At 71.7% G+C, this 25,805-nt stretch carries 2 protein-coding genes (1 of these 2 cut by a window edge); both read left to right on the top strand.

What is annotated here, in order from left to right:
- Window positions 1-6,642, top strand: partial view of a non-ribosomal peptide synthase/polyketide synthase gene (locus tag GLP40_RS30245; protein WP_154791430.1) — the 3' end only. Its footprint begins 11,490 nt before the window's first position; the window shows 6,642 of its 18,132 coding nt (coding positions 11,491-18,132); its start codon lies beyond the left edge, outside the window; the stop codon is at window positions 6,640-6,642.
- On the top strand, window positions 6,642-25,805 hold the full coding sequence (locus GLP40_RS30240) for a non-ribosomal peptide synthase/polyketide synthase (protein ID WP_154791429.1): 19,164 nt from the start codon (window positions 6,642-6,644) through the stop codon (window positions 25,803-25,805). Before GLP40_RS30245 ends, GLP40_RS30240 begins: the two co-directional genes overlap by 1 nt.

The following is a 25,805-nucleotide window of genomic DNA, read 5'->3' as shown; positions in this document are numbered from 1 at the left end:
CGGATGGCGCGCTTGCTGATCGGGCGCGGCGTCGGCCCGGAGGATCTGGTCGCGGTCGCCATGCCGCGCTCGCTGAACTCGGTGCTGGCGGTCTGGTCCATCGCCAAGGCCGGCGCCGGCTGGGTGCCGATCGACCCGGCACACCCGGGCGATCGGATCCGGCACATGGTGTCGGATTCCGGCGCCGCGCTGGGCCTGACGATGGCCGCCGCGCGGACCGGGCTGCCGGACTCGATTCCGTGGCTGCTGCTGGATGACTTCGAATTCAGGAGCACCGCAGCCGAATTCAGCGATGCGCCGATCGAGGAGCGGGACCGCGTGCGGCCGCTGCACGCCGGGCACATCGCCTACATCATCTACACGTCCGGATCGACCGGCCTGCCCAAGGGGGTCGTGGTCTCGCACCTCGGCCTGCCGGGGCTGGCCGCCGCCGAGACCGAGCGCTACTTCGGCGCGCCGGAGGCGCGGGTGCTGCACGCCTCCTCGCCGTCGTTCGACATCTCCATCGGCGAGCTGCTGCTCGCCATCGACTCGGGCGCCACCGTCGTGGTGGCGCCGCCGGAGGCCGCCCTGGGCCATGAGCTCGCGGAACTGCTGCGGACACAGCGGGTTTCGCACGTGGTCATGACCCCGTCCGCGCTGGGCACCATCGACCCGGCGGACGTGCCGGAGGTGCGGTACGCGGCGGTCGGCGGCGAGGCGGTCCCCGCGGAGCTGGTGCGCCGCTGGGCAGAGGCCGATCGCGTGCTCGTGGACGCCTACGGCCCCACCGAGACCACCGTCGTGGTGAACGCCACCGCGCCGCTGACGGTCTCGGACCCGGTCACCATCGGCACGCCCTTCGCGGGCGTGCGGGAATGGGTGCTCGACGCCGGGCTGCGGCCGGTGCCGGTGGGGGCCGTCGGTGAGCTGTACGTGGCGGGCTCGCAGCTGGCGCGCGGCTACCGGGGCCGGGCCGACCTGACCGCCGGACGCTTCGTGGCCTGCCCGTGGGCTCCGGGTGAGCGCATGTACCGCACCGGCGACCTGGTGCGCTGGACCGCCGCCGGCACCGTGGAATACCTGGGCCGCAACGACTCCCAGGTCAAGGTACGCGGCTACCGGATCGAGCTCGGCGAGATCGAGACCGCGCTGGCCGAGCACCCGCAGGTGCGCCAGGCCGTCGTGGTCGTGCACACCGATCAGGCGCGCGGTGACCAGCTCATCGCCTACCTGGTTCCCGAGGGCCCGGATCTGGACGTGGACGCGGTGCGCGCCGGTGTCACCGGCCGGTTGGCCGCGTACATGATTCCGGCCGCCTTCACAGTGCTCGACGCCCTGCCGATGACCGTGAACGGCAAGCTGGACTACCGGGCCCTGCCCGCGCCCGTTTTCGAGGGCAATGCCTACCGCCGCCCGGCCACCGTGGCGGAAGAGCTGGTGGCGGGCGTATTCGCCGACCTGCTCGGAGTCGAGCAGGTCGGCGCGGACGACGATTTCTTCGCGCTCGGCGGCAGTTCCCTGGTGGCGGCGAAGGCTGCCGCCCGCCTCGGCGCCGTCTTCGAGTCGACGGTGGGCGTCCGCGTGCTGTTCGAGGCGCCGACAGTGGCCGCGCTGGCCGCCCGGCTGGCGTCCGGCGCGGGTGAGGCGCCGCGGCCCGCACTGGTCGCGGGGGAGCGCCCGCAGCGGCTGCCGCTGTCGCCGGCGCAGCAGCGCATGTGGTTCATCAACCGCTACGACCGCACCTCGACGGCCTACAACGTGCCGATCGCACTGCGGCTCACCGGCGAGCTGGACACCGCGGCCCTGGTGGCGGCGTTCGGCGACGTCCTGGAACGGCACGAGAACCTGCGCACCGTCTATCCGGAGACTCCCGAGGGCCCGACGCAGGTGATTCTCTCCGCCGCGCAGGCCTTCTCGGAGATGGCCGTCCATCCGGTCCGGGAGGACGAACTGCCGGCGCGGATTCACGAGATCCTCACCACCACCTTCGATGTCACCGCCCAGGTGCCGATCCGGGTGGAGCTGCTGCGGCTCGTGGACGCCGAGGGGGCGGCGACCGGCGAGTACGTGCTCGCCGGTGTGCTGCACCATATTTCGGCCGACGGCTCCTCGGTCGTCCCCCTGGTCCGCGACCTGATGGTGGCCTACGACGCCCGCCTGGCGGGCCGCGAGCCGGGCTGGTCCCCGCTGGCCCTGCAGTACGCCGACTACGCGCTGTGGCAGCGCGCGCTGCTCGGCTCCGAGGACGACCCGGATTCGGTGGCCAGCGCGCAGCTCGCCTTCTGGCGCGAGACCCTGGCCGGGCTACCCGACCAGCTGGACCTGCCCGCCGACCACCCGCGCCCGGCGCGGCAGAGCCTGCGCGGCAGCTACATTCGGCTCCCGCTCGACTCCGACCTGCACGCCGCTCTCACCGAGCTGGGCCGCCGCCACGGCGCGACCCTGTTCATGGTGGTGCACGCCGCCTTCGCGGCCCTGCTGTCCCGACTGTCGGGCACGACCGACATCGCGGTCGGCACCCCGATCGCGGGCCGCGGCGACGCCGCACTCGACGACGTGATCGGCATGTTCGTCAACACCCTGGTGCTGCGCACCAGGACCGACGCCGCCGAGCCGTTCACGGCGCTCCTGGCACGGGTCCGCACCGGCGACATCGCCGCCTTCGGCAATGCCGACGTACCGTTCGAACGGCTGGTGGAGGTGCTCAACCCGGCGCGTTCGACCGCCCGGCACCCGCTGGTCCAGGTGGGCCTGTCCTTCCAGAACCACGATCGCGCCGAACTGCGCCTGCCCGGACTGACGGTGTCGGAGGTCGAATTCGACACCCACGTGGCGCAATTCGATCTGCACCTGTTCGCGGTGGACCACTACGGCGAAACCGGTGCGCCCGCCGGTCTGGAGCTGACCCTCGGTTACGCCCACGACCTGTTCACCGAGGACACCGCGCAGCGATTCACCGCCGCCCTGGCCCGGCTGCTGGAAACCATTGCCGCGCAGCCGGACACCGCCGTCGGCGAGATCGACCTGCTGGGCGCGGGCCTGCGGCAGCGCATCCTGCACGATTGGAACGCCACCGCGCACCCGGTCGCATCGGCCACCCTCGCCGATCTGGTCGACGCTCAGGCGGCGGCCGCCCCGGCCGCGGTCGCCCTCCTCGACGGCGAAACGGCGCTCACCTACGCGGAATTCGATGCCCGGGTGAACCGGCTGGCACGGCGGCTGATCACGGCGGGCGTCGGTCCGGAGACCGGCGTGGTGCTCGCCATGCGGCGCGGCATCGACCTGGTGGTCGCCATGTACGCGGTGGTGAAGGCGGGCGGCGCCTATGTGCCGATCGATCCGGACCACCCGGCCGACCGCATCGCCTATATCATCGAAACAGCCGCTCCGGCAGTGGTTCTCACCACCTCGGCCGACGGTGTGCCGTTCGTCGCCGAGGTGCCGGTGCTCGAGGTCGACCGGCTGGATCTCGCCGGCGAGTCCGCCGCGCCGATCGCCGACGGCGAGCGCGTGCGCCCGCTGCGCGAGCAACACCCGGCGTATGTCATCTTCACCTCCGGTTCGACCGGCCTGCCCAAGGGCGTGGCGGTGCCGCACGCGGCCATCGTCAACCAGTTGAGTTGGCTGCGCGCCACCTTCGAGCTGGGCGCGAGCGACCGCGCGCTGCTGAAGACTCCGGCCACCTTCGACCTGTCGGTGTGGGAGTTCTGGTCCGCGCTGACCACCGGCGGCAGCCTGGTGGTCTCGGCCCCGGGCGACGAACGCGATCCGGACCGCCTGCGCGCCCTGATCGAGACCCACGGCGTCACGGTCCTGCACCCGGTGCCCTCGCTGCTGGGGATGCTGCTGGCGGGGGGCCCGCTGCCCGCCTCGGTGCGCGCGGTGCTGGCCATCGGCGAGGCGCTGCCCGCCGCGACTGCCGCCGAGTTCCTCGACCACGCCGCCGTTGACGGCGAGAACATCGGTGGCGCAAAACTTTTCAACCTATACGGTCCCACCGAAGCGGCGGTATCCATCACCGCCTACGAGGTGCGTGAACGCCACCGCCAGGCGGTGCCGATCGGCTCACCCGCCTGGAACAGCCGGGTCTACGTGCTCGACGCCCGCCTGTCGCCGGTCCCGATCGGCGTGCCCGGCGAGCTGTACCTGTCCGGTGCGCAGCTGGCGCGCGGATACCACAACCGCCCGGCACTGACCGCCGACCGCTTCGTGGCCGATCCATTCAGCTCCGCCTCCCCGCGCTCGGGCGGCCGGATGTACCGCACCGGCGATATCGTCCGCTGGCGCGCGGACGGCACGCTCGAGTACGTCGACCGCGCCGACTTCCAGGTCAAGATCGGCGGTTTCCGCATCGAGCTCGGCGAGGTCGAGACGGCGCTGCGGCGGCAGCCCGGCGTGCACGCCGCGGTCGCCGTGGCCCGCACCACCGACGCCGGGGCACAGCTGGTCGCCTACGCCGCGGTCCCGGGCACCCCCGAGGATAGTCGCGACGAGGTGTCCGCCGGGCTGCGTGCCGCCCTGGCCGCGGAGCTGCCCAAGTACATGGTCCCGGCCGCGCTGGTGGTGCTGGACGCCTTGCCGCTCAACGCCAATGGCAAGGTCGACCGGGCGCAGTTGCCGGAACCGGTCTTCGCCGTGGCGGCCTACCGGGAGCCGGTGACCGCCCTCGAACAGGCCGTCGCCGCGGGCTTCGCCGAGGTCATCGGCGCGAATGAGCAGACCCTCATCGGATTGGACACCGATTTCTTCGCCCTGGGCGGAAACTCGCTCATGGCGACCCGCCTGGCCGCTCGGCTGGGCTCGGATCTCGGTGTGCGCGTGCCGGTGTCGGCCCTGTTCGACACTCCGACCGTCGGCGGCCTGGCGGAATGGATCGCCACCGCCGACCGCACCGAACTGCTGCCCGCGCTGACCCGCCGCACCGACACCGGCCCGGCTCCGCTGTCGCTGGCCCAACAGCGCATGTGGGTGCTCAACCGCCTGCACCCGGAGTCGGGCGCCTACAACGTGCCCGCCGCGGTCCGCCTCACCGGCGACCTCGACCGGGCCGCGCTCACCGCCGCCCTGCGGGATGTGCTGGAGCGCCATGAGATTCTGCGCACCCGCTATCCCGAGGTGGACGGCGAGGCCGTGCAGGTGGTGCTGGAGCTCGGCGAGCTCGACGGCGAGCTGACTCCGGTCCCGGTGTCCGAGCACGAGATTCAGGCGCGGATGGTCGAGGTGGCGACGACCGGCTTCGACGTCACCGCCGCCCCGCCGGTGCGGGTGACCCTGTTCGAGCTCGCACCGGCCGACCATGTGCTGCTGGTGGTGCTGCACCACATCAGCGCCGACGGCTTTTCGGTGCTGCCGATGACCCGGGATCTGGTGGTGGCCTACACCGCCCGCCGGGCCGGCGCCGCGCCTGCCTGGGCTCCGCTGGAGATCCAGTACGGCGACTTCGCCGCGTGGCAGCGCGCGATGCTCGGCTCCGACACCGATCCGGACAGTTTGCAGTCACGGCAGCTGCGCTTCTGGGTGGACGAGCTGTCCTCCGCGCCGGAGCAGTTGGCGCTGCCCACCGACCGGCCGCGGCCGGCGCGGCGGGAGATGCTCGGCGAGACCATCGGTTTCGAGGTCGACACCGACACCGTCGAGCGGCTCTCGGACCTGGCCCGTGCGCACGGCGCCACCCTCTTCGGCGTGGTGCACGCCGCGTTCGCGGTGCTGCTGGCGAAACTGTCCGGTCAGCGCGACATTTCGATCGGCGTCCCGGTCGCCGGTCGCGGTGAGCGAGCCCTCGACGACCTCATCGGCATGTTCGTCAATACCGTGGTGCTGCGCGCCGAGGTGGACGGCAAACTCGCCTTCACCGATCTGCTGCGTCAGGTGCGCGACCGCGATCTGGCGGCGTTCGACCACGGCGACGTGCCGTTCGAGCGGGTGGTGGACGCCGTCCTGGCCGTCACCGGCCGCGCACGCTCGGCCTCGATCAACCCGCTGTTCCAGGTGGCCTTCGCCTTCCAGAACATGTCGCCGGTCTCGGCGGCGCTGCCCGGGCTGACGGTCGAGGCGCTCGAGCCCGAACTCACCGAGGCCAAGTTCGACCTCCAGCTCACAGGCATCGAGCGCCACGACGATTCCGGTCGCGTCGTGGGGCTGGACATGCGGCTGGTCTACGCCACCGATCTGTTCGGCGCCGACACCGCGCGCCTGCTGGCGCAGCGGCTGCTGCTGGTGCTGCACGCCGTGGCCGCCGATCCGGAGCAGCCGGTGCGCGCCATCGACATCCGCACCGAGGCCGAACGCACCCGCCGCCCCGGCGCCGGTGCGGCGAAGACCGAAACCGTTGTGCCGCAGCAGCAGTCGGCCGCCACCCCGGCCGACCTGCCCGCGCTGATCGCCGCCGCGGCGGCGGCCGACCCCGCGGCGGTCGCTCTCACCCACGGTGCGCACACCGTCACCTACCGGGACCTCGCCGAGAAGATCGCCGTCACCGCCCGCGCCATGGGCGCCGCCGCGAAGCCGGAGGCGCTGGTGAACGTGGCACTCGCCGGACTGGTGCCCGGCATTCTGGCCGCCCTCGGCGCGGCCGGACTCCACCAGGCCCTGAGCACGCTCACCACGGACGCGCAGGCCCTGGTCCTTCGCTCGGAAAGCACGTCGGAAGGAAGCCTCTGATGCACTACGCAGAGTCGATCGCCACCAGCCGAACCGGACGGGTCACGGCCTTGCGCCGGGCCTACGGCGTGGGCGACCTACCAGGTCTGATCGCCATCGTGGCCGAGCTGGATGCCGACCGCACAGCGCTGCGCTACGCGGGGGACAGTGTCACCTACGGCGCCCTGGCCACCGAGATCGCCATGCTGAGCGAGGCGATGGGCGGCGCGCTGGAGCCAGAGGCGCTCATGCAGGTCGTGGTGTCCGGCCAGCTGCCCGGTCTGATGGACGGCGAGGCGGGCGGGTTGACCGCGGCCCTGGAGGCGCTGGTCGACGACGCCGTGCTGGCCGCCTCCGACGTCCTCGACCCGAAACTGGCCCCGATCGAGACCCTGAGCACCCAGTTCCGGGCCCAGGTGCAGCGCACCCCCGACGCGGTGGCCATGGAATTCGAGGGCGCGACGCTCACCTATGCCGAATTCGCCACCCGCGTCACGGTTCTCGCGCGCCACCTGCGCGGTATGGGCGTCGCGCCCGACGTCCTGGTGGGCCTGGCGGTGCGCCGCTCCTTCGAAATGCTGGTCGGCATGTTCGCCATCCTGGAGGCGGGCGGCGCGTACGTGCCCATCGATCCGGATCACCCGGCCGAGCGCACCTCCTACGTGCTCGAGGTGGCGCGGCCCGCGGTGGTGCTCACCACCACCGCAGACCAGCCGGCCTTCGACATCGACGCCCCGGTGCTGCGCATTGACGAATTCGAGTGCAACGCAAGGGAATACGGCATCGACGGCGATCGGCTGCTGTCGCCGGCCGACGATCCCGAGCTGCCGCAGCCGGGTCCGGACAACCTCGCCTACGTCATCTTCACCTCGGGCTCCACCGGCCGCCCCAAGGGGGTGGCCATCCCGCACCGCGCGGTCGTCGCGTTCCTGAGGTGGCAGCAGCGCCAGTTCCGGCTCACCGACCAGGACGCGGTCCTGTTCAAGACCTCCACCACCTTCGACGCGTCGGTGTGGGAGATCTTCTGGCCCCTGCAGACCGGGGCCCGGCTGGTGATCACGGCGCCGGACGGCCACCTGGACTCCGCGTACCTGGTGCGTGTCATTCGCGAATCAAGGGTCACCACAGCCTTTTTCGTCACGTCCATGCTGGCCGCGCTGGTGGGCGAGGTGATGCGCGGCGGCGAGGAGATGCCCGACTCGCTGCGCTACCTGCTCACCGGTGGCGAGACCGTTCCCGTGGGCATCGCCGCTGACTTCCGCAGCGTCAGCGGCGCGACCCTGTTCGACGTGTACGGTCCCACCGAGTCCACCGTGCTGGCCACCGCCCATGAGGTCACCGCCGCCGATGTCGACTCCATTCCGATCGGCAGCCCCGGCGACGACGTCGAACTGCTGGTCCTCGACGAGGACCTGCGACCGGTGCCGGTCGGCGTGGTGGGCGAGCTGTACGTGGCCGGCCCGCAGCTGGCCCGCGGCTATATCGCCCGCTCGGGTCTGACCGCGGAACGCTTCGTGGCCAACCCCGAGGGTCCGTCCGGCGACCGCATGTACCGCACCGGCGACCTGGTGCGCTGGGTGTCCAGTGCGGACGGCGGCCCCGATGAGCTGGAGTACGTGGGCCGCAGCGACTTCCAGGTGAAGATGCGCGGCCTGCGCATCGAACTCGGCGAGGTGGAGTCCGCCCTGCGCCGCGACGCCGCGGTCGCGCAGGCGGCCGTGCTGATGCACACCCGCCCCAATGGCGAGCAGGCGCTGGTCGGCTATGTGGTCGCGGCCGACGGCGCCGAAATCGACAGCACCGCGGTGCTTTCCACCGTGCGGACGCACGTGCCCGAGTACATGGTGCCGTCGCTGCTGGTGCCCATGGCCGAGATGCCGCTCAATGTGAACGGCAAGGTGGACCGGCGTGCCTTGCCCGAACCGGTCTTCGCCGACGTCACCATCGCCTACCGCGCCCCGGCCACGCCCGCCGAGGAGGCGGTCGCGGCCATCTTCGCCGACCTGCTCGATCTCGCGGTGGTCGGCGCCGACGACGACTTCTTCTCCATCGGCGGCAACTCGCTCATCGCCACCCGCGCCATCGCCCGGATCCGGGAGACGCTGGGCGTCACCGTCGACGTGCGCGATTTCTTCGAGCGTCCGACCGTGGCCGCGCTCGCGGCGCTGGGCGACGGCGCGGGTCCGGCCGCCCGGCCGCCGCTGACCGCCGGACCGCGTCCGGACCACATCCCGCTCTCGCCCGCCCAGCAGCGCATGTGGTTCCTCAACCACTACGCGCGCAGCGAATACGACCCGGCCGCCGATGATTTCGATCCGTCGGCGGTGGACAACATGCCGTTCGCGCTGCGCCTGCGCGGCGAGCTCGACACCGCGGCGTTGGCGGCCGCCTTCGCCGACGTCATCGAACGCCACGAGTCGCTGCGCACCTACTATCCGGCCGCCGAGGCCGGCCCGGCCCAGGTGGTGCTGCCCGCCGCCGCGGTGGACCTCACTCCGCGCGAGGTGCCCGAGGATCAGCTGGCGGCGACCGTACTCGCCCTGGCCGCACAGGGATTCGACGTCACCGCCGAGGTGCCGCTGCGCGCCCGGCTGCTGCGCTCCGGCCCCGCCGACCACACCCTGGTGGTGGTCGCCCACCACATCGCCGCCGACGGCGCGTCCATCGCGCCGCTGGTGCGCGACCTGGTCATGGCCTACGTGGCGCGGCAGTCGGGCCAGCGGCCGCAGTACGAGCCGCTGGCGGCGCAGTACGCCGACTACGCGCTGTGGCAGCGCGCCTGGATGGGTGACGAGTCCGACCCGGACTCGGTGTCCGCCCGCCAGATCGCCTTCTGGGCGAGCGAACTCGCCGACCTGCCCGCCCAGCTCGACCTGCCCTCGGACCGCCCGCGCCCGGCCGTCTCCAGCTTCCGGGGCGCGACATTCGAGACCGTCCTGGACGCCGAGCTGCGCGACGCGGTCGACCGCATGGCCGCCGCGCACCGCGCCACCCCGTTCATGGTGCTGCACGCCGCGCTGGCGGCGGTGCTGGCCCGCCTGTCCGGCACCGCCGACATCGCCATCGGCACTCCGGTCGCGGGCCGCGGCGACCAGGTCCTCGACGACCTGGTCGGCATGTTCGTCAACACCCTGGTGCTGCGCACGGCGGTACGGGGCGCGGACTCCTTCGGCGACCTGATCGCCCATGTCCGCGACCGTGATCTGCGCGCCTTCGCCCACCGCGACGTGCCCTTCGAGCGCCTGGTGGAGGTGCTCAACCCGGCCCGCGCCCGCAACCGCCACCCGCTGTTCCAGGTGGCGCTGTTCATGCAGAACCTGGGCGACGTCACGCTGGCGCTGCCGGGACTGAGCGCAGAGGAACTGGACTTCGATCCGGGCATCGCCAAGTTCGACCTGCAGCTGACGGTCGTCTCCGACGGCGACCGCTACCGCGTCCAGTACACCTACGCCACCGACCTTTTCGACGAACACTCGGTGCGCGAGTTCGCCGCCAAGTTCACCCGCCTGCTGACCGCCGCCACCGCCGATGCCGAGGTGCCGGTCGGCGATATCGCACTGCTGGACGCCGGGGAGCACGATTACGTCGTCTCGAGCTGGAACGCCACCGGCTCCCGCGTCCCGGACCAGTTCCTGCACCAGGGTTTCGACGCCCAGGCGGCCCGCACCCCGAACGCGCGCGCCCTGGTCTTCGGCGATACCGAACTCAGCTACGCCGAGTTCTCCGAGCGCGCGAATCGGTTGGCGCGCCACCTCATCGGCGCGGGTGTCGGCCCGGAATCGCTGGTGGTGCTGGCCATGGCGCGCTCGGTGGAGCTGGTGGTCGCCATGTACGCCGTGTTGCGCGCGGGCGGCGCGTACGTGCCGGTGGATCCGTCCCACCCCGCCGAACGCATCGGCCACATTCTCGCCACCGCCGACCCGCACGCCGTGCTCACCACCCGCCGCGACGGTTTCACCCTGCCCGATACCGTCGACGTGCCACTGCATCACCTCGACGAGCTGGATCTCACCGAGTACTCCGCGGCCAAGATCGGTGACCGGGAGCGGCGCGCGGTCCTGCGTCCCGACCACCCGGCCTATGTCCTGTTCACCTCCGGCTCCACCGGCAAGCCCAAGGGCGTGGCGGTCACGCACCGCGCCATCGCCAACCAGATGGCCTGGATGCAGGCCGAATACGGGGTGCGTGCCCAGGACGTTTACCTGCAGAAGACCGCCACCACCTTCGACGTCTCGCTGTGGGGCTACTTCCTGCCGCTGCGGGCCGGCGCGACCCTGGTGGTCGCCACTCCCGACGGCCACCGCGACCCCCGCTACATCGCCGAAACCATTGCCCGGCACCAGGTCACGCTCACCGACTTCGTGCCCTCGATGCTCGCGGTCTTCGCGGCGCACGCCGAGGCGGGCGAACTCGACTCGCTGCGCGAGGTTTTCGTCATCGGTGAGGCGCTGCCGCCGGAGACGGTCGCCGCCTTCTGGGCCGTCAGCGACGCCGGGCTGCACAACCTCTACGGCCCCACCGAGGCCGCGGTGTCCATCACCTTCCGCGAGGCGCACAGCTCCGACACGCTCACCGTGCCGATCGGCGAGCCGGAGTGGAATTCCCAGGTGTACGTGCTGGATTCGCGCCTGCACCCGGTGGCCATCGGGGTGCCGGGCGAACTGTATCTGGCCGGCGTGCAGCTGGCGCGCGGATACTACCGCCGCGTCGACCTGACCTCGGACCGCTTCGTGGCCAACCCCTTCGGACGGCCCGGCGAGCGCATGTACCGCACCGGCGATCTGGTGAAGTGGACCGAGGACGGCGAACTGGTCTACCTCGAGCGGCTCGACTTCCAGATCAAGTTCCGCGGCCAGCGCATCGAGCTGGCCGAGATCGAGAGCGCGCTGCTGCTGGCCCCCGAGGTCGCGCAGGCGGCGGTGCGGCTCATTACCGCCGAGTCCGGCGACTACCTGGCGGGCTACGTGGTCGCGGCCCCCGGTATCGAACTGGATCCGGAGTCCCTCCGGGAGGGCCTGGCCCGGGTGCTGCCGCCCTACATGGTGCCGACGGCCCTGATGGCGCTGCCCGAACTGCCGCTCAACTCCAGCGGCAAGCTCGACCGCACCGCGCTGCCGGTTCCGGAACTGCGCGCCAAGGACTTCCGCGCCCCCGTCGATGCCGCTCAGCGCCTGGTGGCCGCCGTGTTCGCCGAGGTGCTCAATGCCGAGCGGGTCGGGCTGGACGACGACTTCTTCGCTCTCGGCGGCAGTTCGCTCGACGCCGCCCGGGTGACCTCCCGCATCGGCGCCGAGCTCGGCGCCCGCGTGCCCGTGCGGCTGCTCTTCGAGGCTTCCACCGTCGAGGGCTTGGCCGCCGCGCTGGTCGCCGCGAATCCGGATGCGGCCCGGCCGGTTCTGGCCGCGCGCCCGCGCCCGGAGCGCATTCCGCTCTCGCCCGCCCAGCAGCGCCTGTGGTTCCTCAACCGGATCGAGTCCGAGGACGGTGAGCGCAGCGTCTACAACCTCCCGATCGTCCTGCGCCTGCGCGGCGCGCTGCACATCGCGGCGCTCGAGCAGGCGGCGCTGGATGTGCTGGCCCGGCACGAATCCCTGCGCACCACCTACCCTGACTCCGAATCCGGCCCCTACCAGCACATCCTGGAGGTCGCGGACATCGGCCTGAGCCTGGGACCGGTGCCGGTCGCCGCGTCCGAGCTGACCGGGGCGCTCACCGCCTTCGCTGCGGCGGGTTTCGACGTCACCGCCGAACTTCCCTCGCGCATCGGGCTTTTCGTGATCGACGAGGAGAACGGGGACCGTTCCCCGGAGACCGCCGAATACGTGCTGGCCGTGGTGGTGCACCACATCGCCGCCGACGCCCTGTCGCTGGAACCGCTGATCGCGGATCTCATGCGCGCCTATACCGCCCGCGTCGCGGGCATCGAACCCGGCTGGGAACCGCTGGCCGTCCAGTACGCCGACTACAGCCTCTGGCAGCACGAACTGCTCGGCGACGACAAGGAACCCGGCAGCGTCGCCCATCAGCAGCTCGCCTTCTGGCGTGAGACCCTCGCTGACCTGCCCCCGCAGCTGGCCCTGCCGATCGACCGTCCACGGCCCGCCGTCCAGACCAATGCCGGTGCGTCCGTACCGTTCTCGGTGGACGAGACCGTCGCCGCCGGACTGCGGGAGCTGGCCCGGGCGCACGGCGCGACCATGTTCATGGTCGTGCACGCCGCCTTCGCGGCCCTGTTGGCGCGCAGCTGCGGCACCGCCGACATGGCCGTGGCCTCGCCGATCGGCGGCCGCGGCGAGCGCGAACTCGACGCCCTCATCGGCATGTTCGTCAATACCCTGGTGCTGCGCACGCAGGTCGAGAGCGATCTGTCCTTCACCGAGCTGCTGGACCGCGTGCGCACCGCCGACCTGGCCGCTTTCGCCCACGCCGAGCTGCCGTTCGAACGGATCGTCGACGCCCTGGCCGTGGACCGCACCACCGGCGCGCCACCGCTGGCCCAGGTCATGCTCACCTTCACCGACGCCGCCCGCATGAGCGGGGCCGGCACCTTCGCGTTGCCCGAACTCACGGTGTCCGCGGTCGAGATCGACGACCCCACCGTCAAATTCGACCTGCACCTGGTGGTCGGCGAGCTGGGAGACCGGGCCGGGTTGACCGGCAACCTGCGCTACGCCACCGAACTCTTCGACGCCGCCACCGTCGCCGCGCTCGCCGAGCGTTTCGTCCGGGTGCTCGCGGCGGTCGCCGCCGACGCCACCGTGCGGGTCGGAGATCTCGACCTGCTCGACGCCGCCGAGCGCACCCGAATCCTGCACGAGTGGAACGACACCGCCGCCGTGCTCGACCTGCCCGAGCTGCCGCGGGATACCGCCGTGACGCTGGCATCCCTGTTCGAGGCGCAGGTGGCGCGCACGCCCGGGGCGACCGCGCTCACCTTCGAGCACGCCGACACCTCCCGACCCGGCGATCTGTCCTATGCCGGATTCGCCGCCCGGGTGCGGCGGCTCGCGCGCTGGCTGATCGGGGAGGGCGTCGGACCGGGTTCCCTCGTGGCCCTGGGGATGCGACGCTCGATCGATCTGGTGGTGGGCATGTACGCCGTGACCGCCGCCGGCGCCGCCTATGTGCCGCTGGATCCGGACCACCCGGCCGAGCGCACCGAGTACATCCTCGAGACCGCCGACCCGGTCACCGTGCTGACCTCCGGCGAGGACCTGCTGATGGACACCGCGCAGGTGCGGATCGATCTGCTGGATCTGAGCGGAATCTCCGACGAACCGCTGACGGACGCGGATCGCGTTGCGCCGCTGCGGGAGTCGGATACCGCGTATGTGATCTTCACGTCGGGTTCGACCGGTCGTCCGAAGGGTGTGGCGGTGCCGCATTCGGCGATTGTGAACCGTTTGGTGTGGATGCAGGCCGAGTATGGCCTGACCGCCGGAGATGTTGTCCTGCAGAAGACCCCGGCTACCTTCGATGTGTCGGTGTGGGAGTTCTTCTGGCCTTTGCAGGTTGGTGCGAAGCTGGTTGTGGCCAAGCCGGACGGGCACCGGGATCCGGTGTACCTGGCGGAAACCATTGCCCGCGAGGGTGTCACGACGGCGCACTTCGTGCCGTCGATGCTGGCGGTGTTCGTGGCGGAGGATGTGGCCGCGCGGTGCACCAGCTTGCGTTTGGTGTTCGCCTCGGGTGAGGCGCTGCCGGCGTCCACGGCCCAGCAGCTGCGCCGGGTCACCGGAGCGGCGCTGCACAATCTGTACGGCCCGACGGAAGCGGCCGTCGACGTCACCTACCATCAGGTCACCGACGCCGATACCGAGACCGTGCCGATCGGGCGTCCGGTGTTCAACACCCGGGTGTACGTACTGGATTCGCGTCTGCGGCCGGTTCCGGTCGGTGTCGCGGGTGAGCTCTATCTCGCGGGCGATCAGCTCGCCACCGGCTATGTCGCGCGTCCGGCCCTCACCGCGGATCGCTTCGTGGCCAACCCCTTCGGTGCCGCCGAGCGCATGTACCGGACCGGTGACCTGGTCAAGTGGACCGGTGCCGGTGAACTGGAATACCTGGGCCGCACCGACTTCCAGGTGAAGCTGCGTGGTCTGCGCATCGAGCTCGGCGAGATCGAGTCGGCGCTCACCGCCCTGGATCCCGTCGCCCAGGCGGTGGTCGTGGTGCGCGGTTCCGGCCGCGCCGACGCCGAGCCCCAGCTGGTCGCCTACCTGACGCCCGCCCCGGGCGCGGAACTCTCCACGGCCGAGCTGAAGATCGCGCTCGCGCGGCGGCTCCCGGCCTACATGGTGCCCGCGGTCTACGTGCCGCTGGAAGCCCTCCCGCTCAATGCCTCCGGCAAGCTCGACCGCGCCGCCCTGCCCGCGCCGGCGCTCGCCGCCGCCTTCCGCGCCCCCACCGGACCCGAGGAGCGGATCGTCGCGGAGGTGTTCGCGTCCCTGCTCGGTGTCGAGCGGGTCGGCGCCGAGGACGACTTCTTCGCCCTCGGCGGCAACTCGCTCATCGCCACCCAGCTGGTGGCGCGGCTGGGCAAGGCCGCGGGCGTACGGATTCCGCTGCGCGCGGTGTTCGAGGACGCCACGGTCGCGGGCTTGGCGGCCCGGATCTCCGCGGCCGACGCCGAATCCGTGGTGGAGCTGCCGCCGGTCACGGCGCAGGAGCGCGGCGACCGCATTCCGCTGTCCATCGCACAGCAGCGCATGTGGTTCCTCAACCGCTTCGACGTCCGGGACGGCTACACCATCCCCTTCGCACTGCGGCTCCGCTCCGTCGACCCGCGCTTCGACGCGCTGAACCTCGAGGCGCTGCAGGCCGCCGTCGCCGATGTCGTGGACCGGCACGAGACCCTGCGCACCATCTACCCCGAGCACGACGGTGAGGCGAGCCAGCTCATCCTGCCCACCGGCACCCGGCTGATCGACCTGGTGCCCGAGCCCGTCTCCTCCGACGAGCTGCCGGGCCTGGTGGAAGCGGTGGCGCGCACCGCCTTCGACGTCACCGCCGAGGTGCCCTTCCGCATCCGCCTGCTGGAACTCACCGACGAACCCGGCAGCCACCTGCTGGTCATGGTGGTGCACCACATCGCCGCCGACGGGTGGTCCTTCGGACCGCTCACCCGCGATATCGCCACCGCCTACGTGGCCCGTTGCGCGGGCGAGGTCCCCAATCTCGCACCGCTGCCGGTGCAGTACGCGGACTTCGCGCTCTGGCAGCGCGCCGCCCTCGGCAGCCCGGACGACGCGGACTCGGTGCTGGCCCGCCAGCTGGCGCACTGGACTCGCCGCCTGCACGGGGTCCCCGATGTCCTGGCCCTGCCCACCGACCGCCCCCGGCCCGCGGTCGCCAGCGGCCGCGGCGCGGGCTTCACCGGCCGCTTCGATGCCGAATTGCACTCGGACCTCCTCGATTTCGCCGCGGCCCGGCGGGTGACCCCGTTCATGGTGCTGCACACCGCCCTGGCCGTCACGCTGGCCCGGTTGTCCGGCAGCGGGGACATCGTCATCGGCACACCGGTGGCGGGCCGCGGCGACGAAGCCCTCGATGATCTGGTCGGCATGTTCGTCAACACCCTGGTGCTGCGCACCGAGGTGCGGCCGGACGCGCCGCTGGGCGAGCTGCTCACCCAGGTTCGCGACACCGACCTGGCCGCCTTCGAGCACGCCGTGGTCCCCTTCGAAATGCTGGTCGAGGCCGTGAATCCGGTGCGCTCCCAGGCGCACGCACCGCTGTGCCAGGTGACGCTGACCCTGCAGAACCACACCCGACCCAGCATCCGGCTGAACCGGCTGGCCATCGAGGCTCTCACCGTCGACGCCACCGCCGCCCAGTTCGACCTGGACTGGACCATGGCCGAGACCACAGGCGCAGACGGCGCGCCCGGCGGCATCGAGGTCTACATCACCTACGCCACCGACCTTTTCGACGCCGGCACCATCGGCGCGTTCCAGGACACCTACGAGCGCGTGCTGCGCGCCCTGCTCGCCGATCCGCGCACCAACACCGGCGACGTCGAGATCCTGTCGCGCGCCGAACGCGGTGTGCTGCTCGCGGATCGCAATGCCACCGGCCGGGCCCTGCCCGCCGAGACCCTGGCCGGGCTGCTCGACGCCCGCGCCGCCCAGGACCCCGACGCCGACGCGCTCGTCTTCGAGGGAGCCCGGGTCGCCTACGCCGATCTGGCGCGGCGCGTGAATCGCCTGGCCCGCCTGCTGATCTCGGAGGGCATCGGACCCGACGACATCGTCGGCATCACCGCGCAGCGCTCGATCGACATGGTGGTGGCGCTGTGGGCCGTGGTGGCCGCCGGCGCGGCCTACGTGCCGGTCGATCCGTCCCATCCGGCCGACCGCATCGCGCACGTCCTCGGCACCTCCGGCGTCACCCTGGTGCTCACCGTCGGCGGCGCGGAACTGCCCGAACTCGACGGCGTGCGGGTACTCGACGTCGCCGAGCTCACGGAATCCGGTGCGCTGGACGGTCTTTCGGACGCGCCTATCGCCGAGGCCGAGCGCCGTGGCGTACTGCGCCCGGACAACCTCGCCTACGTGCTGTACACCTCCGGTTCCACCGGCCTGCCCAAGGGCGTGGCGACCAGCCACCGCGCCATCATGAACCAGCTGCGCTGGCTCGAGGACCGCTACGGCGTGACCCGCGCCGACCGCATCATGCAGCGCGCCCCACTGGCCTTCGACGTCTCGGTGTGGGAGTGCTTCCTGCCCGCCATGGTCGGTGCGCCCCTGGTGATTCCGCGTCCCGGCGGACACCAGGATCTGGACTACCTGGCCGGGCTCATGCGCGAGTTCGGCGTCACCATCGCCGAACACGTGCCGTCGGTGCTGGCGGCACTGGTCGCCGAGGGCCACGGCGACGCGCTGCATTCCTTCCGGCACCTGCACACCGGCGGCGAGGCGCTGCCCGTCGAACTGCTCGGCAAGCTGCGCGAGCTGGTGGGCGGTTCGGTGCACAACGCCTACGGCCCGACCGAGGCCGCGATCTCGACCGTCTACCACGAATTCTCCGACGCCGAACCGGATTTCGAGGTCGCCATCGGTCGCCCGAACTGGAACACCCGCGCCTACGTGCTCGATGGCCGGCTGCGCCCGGTGCCGACCGGCGTCATCGGCGAGCTCTACCTGGCCGGCGCGCAGCTGGCCCGCGGCTATCAGGGCCGGGGCGGTCTCACCGCCGACCGGTTCGTGGCCGACCCGTTCGGGGTGCCGGGCGCGCGCATGTACCGCACCGGCGATTTGGTCAAATGGAATCGCGGCGGCGATCTGGTCTATGTGGGCCGCAACGACTTCCAGGTGAAGCTGCGCGGTCAGCGCATCGAGCTCGGCGAGATCGAAGCCGCACTGCTGTCCGCGCCCGGCGTGGCGCACGCGGTCGTGCTGCTGGCCCGCGACACCGCCGGGACCGACTGCCTGGTCGGATACGTCTCCGGCGCCGGACTCGACGCCGAGACCCTGCTCGAGCACGCCCGCACCCAGCTGCCCGCCTACATGGTTCCCGTCCACCTGGCGGTGCTCGACGAGATGCCGCTCACCAGCGTCGGCAAACTCGACCGGAACGCGTTGCCCGCAGTCGAATTCACCGCCGCCACCGTCGCCTACCGCGCGCCGGCGCCGGGCGCCGAGACCGTGCTGGCCACCCTCATCGGCGACCTGCTCGGCGGCGTCACCATCGGCGCGGATGACGACTTCTTCGCGCGCGGCGGCAATTCGCTGCTGGCCATGCGCCTGGTGGCGCGCGCCAATGCCGCCCTCGGCGCCGAGCTGAGCGTGCGGCAGCTGTTCGAGGCGCCGACCGTCGCCGAACTGGCCGCCCGCATCACCGGCGGCGATCGCGGCGTGCCGCTGCGGCGCATGCCGCGTCCGGAGCGAATCCCGCTGTCGCTCGCGCAGACCCGCATGTGGCTGCTCAACCGCCTGGATCCGGAATCCGCGGCCTACAACGTGCCGGCGGCCGTCCGGGTCACCGGCGAGATCGACACCAGCGTGCTGAGCGCCGCCTTCGCCGACGTGGTGGCCCGCCATGAGGCGCTGCGCACCATCTACCCGGCCGACGCGGCCGGGGTCGGCTACCAGCTGGTTCTGCCCGTGGACGGCGCACTGCCGACCCTGGAGATGCGGACCGGCGCCGATGCCGCGGACCTCACCTGGATCGAGAGCTTCGTGGCGCGCGGCTTCGACGTCACCACCACCGTGCCGATGCGCGCCGCCCTGATTCGCGAATCCGAGCACAGCCACGTGCTGGTGGTGGTGCTGCACCACATCGCCGGTGACGGCCAATCCCAGGATCCGCTGCTGCGCGACACCATCACCGCGTACCTGTCACGGGTCGCGGGCCACGCCCCGGCGTGGACGGAACTGCCGGTGCAGTACGCGGATTACACGCTCTGGCAACGGGCCGTCCTGGAACGGTCCGGTTCGCGCGAGCTGGAGTACTGGACCGAGGCGCTGGCCGATCTGCCCGAGGATCTGCCGCTGCCGACCGACCGGCCCCGCCCGGCCGTGGCCTCCGGTCGCGGCGCGCGAGTGCAGGCGCGACTCGACGGCGGCCTGGCGGTGGCCATCAAGCGCATCGCGGAGACGCACAACGTCACCCCGTTCATGGTGTGGCACGCCGCGCTGTCGGTGCTGCTGGCCCGGATGTCGGGATCGGCCGACATCACCATCGGCACCCCGCTCGAGGGCCGCGGCAATGCCGCCCTCGACGACCTGGTCGGCATGTTCGTCAACACCCTGGCACTGCGCACCCGCCCGGAGCTCGACCTCGGCTTCGACGAGCTGCTGGCGCAGACCCGCGATGTCGACCTGGCCGCCTTCGATCACGCGACGGTGCCGTTCGACCAGGTGGTCGATGCCCTCGGCGTGCCCCGCACGCAGTCCCGCAACCCGGTGTTCACCGTGGTCCTGAGCTACATGAACCTGGGCGCGCAGACCTACGCGGTGCCCGGCCTGGTACTGGAACCGGTCGATTTCGAGCACCGGGTGGCCCGGTTCGATCTGCAGTTCACCGTGTCCGACGAACCCGACATCGACGGCCACCTGGCCATCGAATTGAACTACGCCACCGACCTTTTCGACGAGGCCACCGCCGCCGGTCTGCTGCGCCGCCTGGGCCGGGTGCTCGGCGCGATCACCGCCGACGCCACCGTGCGGGTCGGCGAGATCGACCTGCTGTCCCCGTCCGAGCGCGCCGGACTGCTGGATCGGACCGCGACCCGGCGGATCGCACCGCGCACCCTGCGCGACTACTTCATCGAGGCGGCCGCGGCCCATCCGGACAGTGTCGCGCTGCGCTACCGTGACCGGGAGCTCACCTACCGCGAGCTCGACGCCCGATCCTCCCGGCTGGCCCGCGTGCTCATCGGGCGCGGCATCGGCGCGGAAGACTATGTGGCACTGGCCATTCCGCGCTCGGATCTGACCCTGCTCGCGGTGTGGGCCATCGCCAAGACCGGCGCCGCCTTCGTCCCGGTCGACCCGAACTACCCGGCCGACCGCATCGAGCACATGCTGACCGACTCGGGCGCCACCTTCGGTCTGACGGTCTCCGGCAGCCGGGACCGGCTGCCCGGCGCAGCCGAGTGGCTGGTCATCGATGCCCCGAAATTCCTGTCGGCCACCGAGGAATTCGACGCGACACCGATCGCGGAGAGCGAGCTGCGCCGCCCGGTGCGGATCGCCAACCCGGCATGGATGATCTACACCTCCGGCTCCACCGGCCTGCCCAAGGGCGTCGTCGTCTCCCACGGCGGTGTCGCGGGTATCGCGGTCACACAGCGGGAGCGGTACCGGCTCGGGGCCGACGCTCGGGTGCTCCAGGTGTCCTCGCCGAGTTTCGACGCCTACCCGCTGGAGATCCTCATGGCCACGCCGGTAGGCGCGCGCCTGGTGATCACTCCGGCGGAGGTGTACGGCGGGGCCGAGCTCACCGACCTGATGGCCGCCGAGGGCGTCACCCATGCCTTCATCACGCCATCGGTCCTGCAGACCCTGGATCCCGCACGGCTGCCGGAGTTCCGCGAACTGTCCATCGGCGGTGAGGGTTTCGGCCCGGATACCGTCGCCCGCTGGACCACCGGCCGACGCGCCGTGCACAACGGCTACGGTCCGACCGAGACCACCATCACCTGCAATATCAGCGCTCCCCTACTGCCGGGCGAGCCGGTCGAACTGGGCGCCATGACCGCCGGTATGACGGCGGTCGTGCTCGACGCCCGTTTGCGACCGGTGCCGGTCGGCGTGACCGGTGAGCTGTACGTGAACGGTCCCGGCGTGGCCCGCGGATACCATGCGCGGCCGGGTCTTTCGGCCGAGCGCTTCGTCGCCGACCCGTACGGTGCCCCCGGCGACCGGCTCTACCGCACCGGCGACCTGGTGCGCTGGACCGCGCGGCCGGATGACCGCCGCGCCCTCGAATACGTCGGCCGCGCCGACCATCAGGTCAAGGTGCGCGGTCTGCGCATCGAGCTCGGCGAGATCGACGCGGCGCTGACCGCCCACGAGACGGTCGAATTCGCGGTCACCCTCGGCCACACCGATGCCGCCGGCGCGGTGTCGCTGGTGTCCTACGTGGTGGCCGCGCCGGACCACACCATCGACGTCGACGAGCTGGTGGCCCACGCGGGCCGATCCCTGGCCGCGTACATGGTGCCTGCCGCCGTCATGGTGCTCGACCGCATCCCGCTCACCCCGGTCGGTAAGCTGGATCGGAATGCCCTGCCGGAGCCCGTCTTCCGCACCGCCGAGTTCCGGGCCCCGCGCACCGCCGCCGAGCGCACCGTCGCAGAGGTGGTGGCCGCGGTCCTCGGCACGGTGGACGCGGACCGGGTCGGCCTGGCCGACGACTTCTTCGCCCTCGGTGGAAACTCGCTCACCGCAACGCAGTTGGCCGCGCGCCTGAGCGCCGCGTTCGGCGTGCAGGTGCCGGTCCGGACGGTCTTCGAGCACACCAGCGTGGAGGCGCTGGCCGCCGCCGCGCTCGCGGCCGACCCGGCGGCTCCGGTCCGTCCGCCGCTGCTGCCCCGGACCGAAGACGGCCCGGTGCCGGTATCGCCCGCGCAGCAGCGCATCTGGTTCCTGAATCGGCTGGATCCGGAGTCCACCGCCTACAACATTCCGCTCCCCATCCGCCTGACCGGGCCGCTGGACGTGGCGGCGCTGCAGGCCGCGATCGCTGATGTGGTGGTGCGGCACGAGGTACTGCGCACCGTCTACCCGGAGACCGCCGCGGGGCCGACGCAGGTGGTGCTGCCCGCCGCCGCGGTCGCGGATCTGCCTGTGCTCAAGGCGATTCCGGTGGCGGAGGGGACTGTTGCCGTCGCGGTCGCCGAGGTGATCGGCAAGGGCTTCGACGTCACCGCGTCGGTGCCGTTGCGGGCCGCGTTGTTCGAGCTGGCTCCCCAGGACTACGTCTTCGTCGTGGTCATGCACCACATCGCGGGCGATGGCGCCTCGCTGGCCCCGCTGGCCCGCGACATGATGGTCGCCTACGCGGCACGCAAGGCCGGCGCCGCCCCGGTGTGGACGCCGCTGCCGGTGCAGTACGCGGACTACGCGGTCTGGCAGCGTGAACTGCTGGGCGCGGAGGACGATCCCGCCTCGCTGGTCTCCCGCCAGCTGGACTTCTGGACCGAGACCCTGGCCGGACTGCCCGCGCTGCTCACCCTGCCCACCGACCGGCCCCGGCCGCTGGTGCTGAACGCCGCCGGCCGCCGCGTCGACTTCACCATCGACGCGCAGACCCACGCGGCCCTGGCCGACTTGGGCCGGTCCAACGGCGCCACCCTGTTCATGACGGTGCACGCGGCCTTCGCCGCCTTGCTATCGCGGCTGACCGGATCGGCCGACATCGCGGTCGGCACCCCGGTCGCGGGGCGTGACGACGCGGCGCTGGACGACCTGGTCGGCATGTTCGTCAACACGCTGGTCCTGCGCACCGATATCGACCCGGACGAGGGCTTCACCGACCTGCTGCGGCGGGTCAGGACCGGCGATGTCGCCGCCTTCGACAATGCTGATCTGCCCTTCGAGCGGCTGGTGGAGGTGCTCAAACCCGAGCGTTCCACCGACCGCAACCCGCTGGTGCAGGTCGGCTTCTCCTTCAACAACCAGCAGCGGGCCGAGTTCGACTTGGACGGCCTGACGGTCGCCCCCCTCGAATTCGACACCGATGTCACCCAGTTCGACCTGCACCTCGTGGTCATGGACGGCTACGATGCCGACGGCGCGCCCGCCGGGCTGACCGCCACCATGACCTACGCCACCGCGCTGTTCGACGCCGCCACGGTGGAGTCGTTCGTGCGCCGCTTCCAGCGGGTGATCGCCGCGGTGGTCGCCGACGGGTCGGTGCGGACCGGTGAGATCGACATCCTCGATGCCGACGAGCGGACGCTGATCCTCCAGCAGTGGAACGACACCGCCGCCGTCTTCGGCGTCGAGCCGGAGCCCACGCTGGTCTCGCTGTTCGAGGCCGCCGTCGCCGCCAATGCCGGCAGCACCGCCCTGGTGGTGGACGGCGCGGAGCGGCGGGTGCTCACCTATGCCGAGCTCGACGCGCACGTGAACCGGTTGGCGCGCTTCCTGATCGAGCGCGGCGTCGGAGCGCGGGACACGGTGGCCCTGGCCATGCCGCGATCCGCCGACCTGGTGGCGGCGATCTACGCCGTGCTGAAGACCGGCGCGGCCTATGTTCCGGTCGATCCGTCCCAGCCGGGGGAGCGCATCGCCCATATCCTCGATACCGCGCGCCCGGCCGTCGTACTGACCACCGCGGATCTCGCGGCGGGCGAAGGGATTCCGGTCGTCCGGATCGACCATCTCGACCTCGACGCCTATCCGGCGGAGCCGATCACCGCCCGGGAACGCCGGGACGGACTGGTCGCGGACAACACCGCGTACGTCATCTTCACCTCGGGCTCCACCGGCCGCCCCAAGGGCGTGGCGGTGTCACACCGGGCCATTGTCAACCGTCTGGTGTGGATGCAGTCCGAATACCGGCTCACGGCCGCGGACGCCGTGCTGCAGAAGACCCCGGCCACCTTCGACGTGTCGGTGTGGGAGTTCTTCTGGCCCTTGCAGGTCGGCGCGCGCCTGGTGGTGGCGACACCCGAGGGACACCGCGATCCCGCCTACCTCGCGCGGCTCATCCGCGCCGAGGACGTGACCACGGCGCACTTCGTACCCTCGATGCTCGCCGCCTTCGTCGCGGAGTTGGAGAGAACCAACCGGTCGGCCACTTCGCTGGTTCGCGGCGCGTCTCGTTCTGGACTGAGTGGAACGGGGGAGCGTAGCGGAGAAGCGGAGGGAGGGAAGAACGAGACCTTCAGCGCCGCGAACCCGCCCGGAGCGAAGCGGAGGGCAATCGAGCTCAGCCAGGTTTTCGCCTCCGGCGAGGCCCTGCCCGGCGCCGCCGCCCAGCGGCTGCGGGAATTGACCGGCGCGCGGCTGCACAACCTGTACGGCCCGACCGAGGCCGCGGTGGACGTCACCTACCATGAGGTCACCGACGTCGACACCGAGACCGTGCCGATCGGGCGACCGGTGTTCAATACCCAGCTCTACGTGTTGGATTCGCGGCTGCGGCCGGTTCCGGCGGGCGTCGCGGGCGAGCTGTACCTGGCCGGTGCGCAGCTGGCACAGGGCTACGTGGATCGCCCCGACCTGACCGCGGATCGCTTCGTGGCCAACCCGTTCGGCGTCGCGCAGCGCATGTACCGCACCGGCGACCTGGTGCGGTGGAACCGCGACGGCGAGCTGGAATACCTGGGCCGCACCGACTTCCAGGTGAAGCTGCGCGGCCAGCGCATCGAACTCGGTGAGATCGAGACCGCGCTGACCGCGCAGGAGGGCATCGCCCAGGCCGTCGTGGTCGTGTGGCCGGGCCAGGACAGCGCGGGCGAGAACCTGGTCGCCTACCTGGTGCCCGCCGCGGGATCCGGCGAGCCGGACCCGGACGCGATCCGCCGCGCGCTGGCCCAGCGGTTGCCGTCGTACATGGTGCCGTCGGCCTTCGTCGTGCTGGACGCGCTGCCGCTCAACCCGTCCGGCAAGCTGGACCGTCGCGCGCTCCCGACGCCGACCTTCGCCGCGCGGGAATTTCGGGCTCCCACCACCGAGCTGGAGGCGACCGTATGCGCCGCGTACGCCGAGGTCCTCGGCATCGAGCGGATCGGCTTGGACGACAACTTCTTCGAGCTGGGCGGCACCTCGCTGCTGGCCACCCGCCTGGTGGCCCGGCTGGGCGAGGTGCTGGGCGAGCCGGTTCCGCTGCTGTTGCTGTTCACCGCCTTCACACCCGGCGAGCTGGCACGGGAACTGCGCTCGGTCGCGGCGGGCGGCGCGGCCTTCGCCGGTGCGGACGCCGCCTTGGACGTACTGCTGCCGCTGCGGCGGGAAGGGACCGCGGAGCCGCTGTTCTGCATCCATCCGGTCGGCGGCATCTCGTGGTCGTTCGCGGGCCTCGGCGCCTACCTGGACCAGGATCGGCCGATCTACGGTCTGCAGTCGCCCGCGCTGAAAGCCGACGGCGTGCTGCCGGATTCGATCGAGGACTGGGCCGCCGAATACGTGGCGGCGATCCGGTCGGTGCAGCCGTCCGGGCCGTACCACCTGCTCGGCTGGTCGCTCGGCGGTGTGCTGGCGCACGCCGTCGCGGTACGGCTGCAGCAGGAGGGCGAGCAGGTCGGCCTGCTGGCCATGCTGGACAGCCACTTGGCGCCGCGTGGTGGCTGGCGCGGCGCGCCCGCCGCCGATCCGCGCACCGAGGTGGCGGAACTGCTGGGCGGCTTGCTCGGTGACCGGGCCGCCGAGCTGGATCTGGCCGGCGTCACCGATTCGTCCGAACTGGCGGCCCGGCTGGTCGCGCTGTCCGAGCCGGGCGCGGACGGCTGGAGCCTCGCGTCCTTCGGCGTCGACTGGATCGCACGGGTGCTGGATTCGAGCACCCGCTCGATGGAGTTGGCGCAGGCCTACCGGCCGCGCGTATTCCACGGCGATATCACATATTTCACCGCCGCCTTGGAGGAACGGCGCCCCACCGGCGCCGCCGGATGGTCCGGCGCGATCGACGGCGCCGTGCGCGAGCACGCGGTGCAGGCGCTCCACTGGCATCTGACCTCGCCTGCGGCGCTCGCGCATATCGCGCGAATTCTGAATGCGATGTGGCACTGA

This window comes from Nocardia aurantiaca, from assembly GCF_009708175.1.
GTDB classification, from domain to species: domain Bacteria; phylum Actinomycetota; class Actinomycetes; order Mycobacteriales; family Mycobacteriaceae; genus Nocardia; species Nocardia aurantiaca.
The sequence above is the reverse complement of the archived record's forward strand: the minus strand, read 5'-3'. Positions and strand labels throughout refer to the sequence as shown.

Bases quoted from the DNA above. Each gene is read 5' to 3' on its own strand.
- GLP40_RS30240 (WP_154791429.1), top strand. From the start codon at position 6,642: ATGCACTACGCAGAGTCGATCGCCACCAGCCGAACCGGACGGGTCACG.